The organism is Streptomyces sp. NPDC059895, from assembly GCF_042731035.1.
GTDB lineage: Bacteria > Actinomycetota > Actinomycetes > Streptomycetales > Streptomycetaceae > Streptomyces.
This window is the reverse complement of the sequence record NZ_JBHWKO010000114.1, coordinates 1-4,684: the sequence shown is the minus strand read 5'-3', so window position 1 is coordinate 4,684 and position 4,684 is coordinate 1. Positions and strand designations below refer to the sequence as shown.

The 4,684-nt window shown below is 76.0% G+C and carries 1 protein-coding gene; it reads right to left on the bottom strand.

The window, feature by feature from the left end; genetic code table 11:
* Window positions 1-4,684 (bottom strand): type I polyketide synthase (locus ACFV9M_RS41735; RefSeq protein WP_385102729.1); only part of this gene is annotated, 4,684 nt, incomplete at both ends.

Genomic DNA, 4,684 nt, shown 5'->3' with positions numbered 1-4,684 from the left:
CACGGTCGATCTCCGCCGCGAACACCGGCGACACAGCGAGCAGCTCACGCCCCATCCCGAACCACTGCGCCCCCTGCCCCGGAAACACGAACACGGTGCGTCCGTCGACACGGCTCGCCGCCGCGGTGATGCTGACCAGTCCCGCCACCGCCTCGTCGGTGGAGGCGGCGATGACGGCGGCGCGGTCGGGCAGGGCCGCGCGTCGGGAGCGCAGGGCCCGCGCGACGGCGGGCAGGTCGGCTTCCGTGGTCTCCAGGTGGCGGGCGAGGGCGTCGGCCTGGGCGGCCAGTGCCGCAGAGCCACGAGCGGAGACGATCAGCGGCACCAGGCCGGTGCCGGGCTCGGTGACCGATGCGGCGACAGCCTCTGTGACCGGCTCGGCAGCGGGCGCGGTGACCGGCTGGGCAGCGGGCTCGGTGACCGGCTGGGCAGCGGGCGCGGTGACCGGCTCGGCGTCGGTCGTGGCGGTCTCGCGGACGGGGGCCTCCTCGATGACCACGTGCGCGTTGGTGCCGCTGATACCGAACGCCGACACGGCCGCGCGGCGGGGACGACCGTCCCGCACCCAGGGCCGGGGTTCGGTCAGGAGCCGGACGCCGCCCGCCGACCAGTCGACCTCATGGGTCGGCTCGTCCACGTGCAGGGTCGCGGGGAGTTCCGCGTGGCGCAGCGCCTGCACCATCTTGATCACCCCGGCGACGCCGGCGGCGGCCTGGGTGTGTCCGATGTTGGACTTGACCGAGCCGAGCCAGAGCGGGTGCTCCGGGTCCCGGTCGCGGCCGTACGTGGCCAGCAGCGCCTGCGCCTCGATCGGGTCGCCGAGCGTCGTGCCCGTACCGTGCGCCTCCACCGCGTCCACCTCGGCGGCGGAGATCCCGGCCGCGGCCAGGGCGCGGCGGATGACGCGCTGCTGGGCCGGCCCGTTGGGCGCGGTCAGGCCGTTGGAGGCGCCGTCCTGGTTGACGGCGCTGCCCTTGACCACGCCGAGGATCCGATGGCCGAGCCGCTCGGCCTCGGAGAGCCGTTCGAGGACCACGAGGCCGACACCCTCGGCCCAGCCCGTACCGTCCGCCGCGGCGGCGAACGGCTTGCAGCGGCCGTCGGGGGCGAGGCCGCGCTGCCGGGAGAACTCCACGAACGTGCCGGGCGTCGGCATCACCGTCACCCCGCCCGCCAGCGCCATGGAGCACTCTCCCGAGCGCAGGGCCTGAGCGGCGAGGTGGATGGCGACGAGCGAGGAGGAGCAGGCGGTGTCGATGGTGACCGCGGGGCCCTCGAAGCCGAAGGCGTAGGAGACCCGGCCGGAGGCGACGCTGCCCGCGCTGCCGGTCGCCATGAAGCCCTCGATCTCGGCGGCTCCGGCGGAGCCGAACCCGTACGCCTGGCCGAAGACGCCCGCGAACAGGCCGACGTCGGTGCCGCGCAACGAGTCCGGGTCGATGCCCGCGTGTTCGAGCGCCTCCCAGGAGCCTTCGAGGAGCAGCCGCTGCTGCGGGTCCATGGCCAGCGCCTCGCGCGGTGAGATCCCGAAGAACGCGGCGTCGAAGCGCGCGGCGTCGTGCAGGAAGCCGCCCTGCCGGACGTAGGAGGTGCCCTGGTGCTCGGGGTCGTCGTCGAAGAGGCGGTCGAGGTCCCAGCCGCGGTCGGTGGGGAACGGTCCCATGCCGTCCCGGCCTTCGCGGACCAGGTCCCAGAACTCGGCCGGGCCGCGTACCCCGCCGGGCAGCCGGCAGCTCATGCCGACGATCGCGATCGGCTCGTCGGAGGCACCGGTCGCCGCCATGGGTGCGATCGCGGCCGGCGTGCTCTGGTCGCCGGCGAGTTCGTCGCGCAGGTGCCGGGCGAGCGCGAGCGGGGTCGGGTAGTCGAAGACGACACTCGTGTGGAGCGCGAGTCCGGTGCCCTCGCGCAGCCGGTTGCGCAGTTCCACGGCGGTCAGCGAGTCGAACCCGATGTCCCTGAACGCGCGGTCCGGCTCGACCTGGCCGACGTCGGTGTGGCCGAGCACGCCCGCGACCTGGGTACGGATCAGGCCCAGCAGCAGTTCGGTGCCCTCGGCGGGGCTCATCGCGGCCAGTCGCCCGGCCAGCCCGGCGGCGGGGGCGGACGTCTGCTCCAGGCGGGCCCGGGCAACGCGGCGGATCGGGCGGACGAGGCCGCGCAGCAGGGACGGCACCGTGCTGCCGGAGGCCAGCGCGTTCGCGCGGGCGAGGCCGAGGTCCAGTTTGATCGGCAGCAGCAGCGGTTCGCCGCCGCGCAGGGCGGTGTCGAACAGGCGCAGCCCCTCGTCCTGCGGCAGCAGGGTGGCGCCTCGGCGGCGCATCCGGACGAGGCCGGCCTCGTCGTAGCCCGCGGCCATGCCGGTCTCCTGCTGCCAGGGGCCCCAGGCCAGGGAGAGGCCGGGCAGCCCCGCGGCGTGCCGGGCGAGCGCGACGGCGTCGAGGTAGGCGTTCGCGGCGGCGTAGTTGCCGGTGCCCTCACCGAGATAGCTGCCGGAGATCGAGGAGAACATGACGAACGCGTCGAGGTCGGGATGCCGTTCGCGGGTGAGTTCGTCGAGGTGGGCGGTCGCGGCCACCTTCGGTGCGAACACGTACGCCAGGCGGGCGGCGTCCAGCTCCGGCAGTGTGCCGCCGCCGGCGACCCCGGCGAGGTGCACGACACCGGTCAGCCGGCGTCCGTCGGGCAGGTCGTCGAGGAGCGCGGCGACCGCGTCCCGGTCCGTGACGTCGCAGGCCACGACGGTCGCCGTGGCACCGGCCTCGGTGAGTGCCGCGACCAGTGCGGCCGCGCCGTCGGCCGCGGGGCCGCGGCGGCCGGCCAGCACGAGGTGGCGTACGCCGTGCTCGGCGACCAGGCGGCGGGCGACGAGCGAGCCCAGGGAACCGGTGCCGCCGGTGAGCAGCACCACGCCCTCCGGGTCGAAGCGCACCGCCCGGGGCGCGGGCCCGTCCGCGGCGGGGTCCGCCGGGCGGGCCAGCCGGGGGACGTAGAGGGTGTCCTCGCGGACCGCGACCTGCCATTCGCCCGCGTCGGCCGCCGCGGCGAGGGCTGCGGCGAGTCCGGCGGAGAGCGGGCCGGTGGAGAACGGCCCGGTGGAGAGCGGGCCGGTGGAGAGCGGGCCGGTGGAGAGCGGGCCGGTGGAGAGCGGGCCGGTGGAGGAGAGGTGCGGTGCGCCGTCGGCCGGTACGTCGGTCAGCAGGATCCGGTCGGGGTTCTCCGCCTGCGCGGCCCGGACCAGCCCCCAGACCGCCGCTCCGGAGGGGTCGCGCAGGCTGCCCGGTACGGCCTCGACGGCGCCGCGGGTCAGCACGACCAGCCGGACGTCATCCAGCTCAGGCCTGCGCAGAAAGGCCTGGGCGGCGGTCAGCACCGCGGTGGTGACGTCCAGGACCCGGTCGGCCGCGAAGCCTCCGGCCGGGACCGGCAGGACGGCCCAGCGCGGGGCCGCCGCCCCGCCGGCCACTCGGTCGGCGAGGGCGTCGATCGCCTCGGCGTCTGGCGCGGCGGACCACTCCTGGGGGTCCGCCCCGGGGCCGTCGGCCGGGGCCGCGAGGTCGGGCAGCGCCTCCCAGTCCATGCGGAACAGCGCGTCCGGGCCGGAGACGGTCGTCGTGCCGAGCCGGTCGGTGGCGAACGGCACGGTGGTGACCGAGTCGACGGCCAGGACGGGGGCGCCGTCGTCGTCGGCCGCGAGCAGTGAGACGCCGCCTGAGCCGTCCGGGCTCAGCCGTACCCGCAGGGTGGTCGCGGCGCTCGCGTGGAGGACGGCGCCGCGGATGCCGGCGGGCAGCGGCACGGTCCGATCGGGGGCCGTAGCGGGCAGGGCGGCCTGCCAGGCGGCGTCCAGCAGGGCGGGGTGGATGCCGTAGCGGGCGGCCTCGACCCATTGTTCCTCGCCCAGGGCGACGTACGCGAACAGTTCGTCGCCCCGGCGCCAGGCGGCTCGCAGCGCGCCGAAGGCAGGCCCGTACTCGTAGCCCAACGCGGCTGTGCGAGCGGTGAGTTCGGTGAGGTCGATCGGTTCGGCCCGGTCCGGCGGCCACGTCGCGAGCGCGTCCGGCGCGGCGACCGGTCCTCCCTGCGGGGTGAGGACGCCCACCGCGTGCCGCCGCCACAGTTCGTCCCCGGCCCCGTCGGGCGCGGAGTAGACGGCGAGCGTGCGGTGTCCGTCGTCGTCGGGTTCCGAGACGGCTATGTGCAGCCGTAGCGCGTCGCGGTCGGGCAGCAGGAGGGGCTCGTCGACCGTGAGTTCGGTGAGCACCGGGGTGCCGGCCCGGTCGCCGGCTGCGATCGCCAGGTCGACGAGGGCGGCGGCCGGTACGACGAGCGATCCGCCCGCCGCGTGGTCGGCGAGCCAGGGCTGGGAGGCGGTGCTGATCCGGGACGTGAAGGCCAGCCCGCCGGTGTGGGGCAGTTCGACGAGTGCGCCGAGCAGGGGGTGGTCGGCCGCGGTCAGGCCGAGCGCCGTGACGTCACCTCCGCCGGAGGCGTCCAGGATCCAGTAACGGCGGTGCTGGAAGGCGTAGGTCGGCAGATCGAGGACGGTCTCGCCCGGCGGCAGCAGCGGGCCCCAGTCGACGTCCACCCCCCGGCCGAACAACTCGCCCAACCCGGCCAGCACCTCCCGGACCTCATCACCCTCCCGCCGGGTCAGCACCACCGCGTCCTCCAGCACACCACT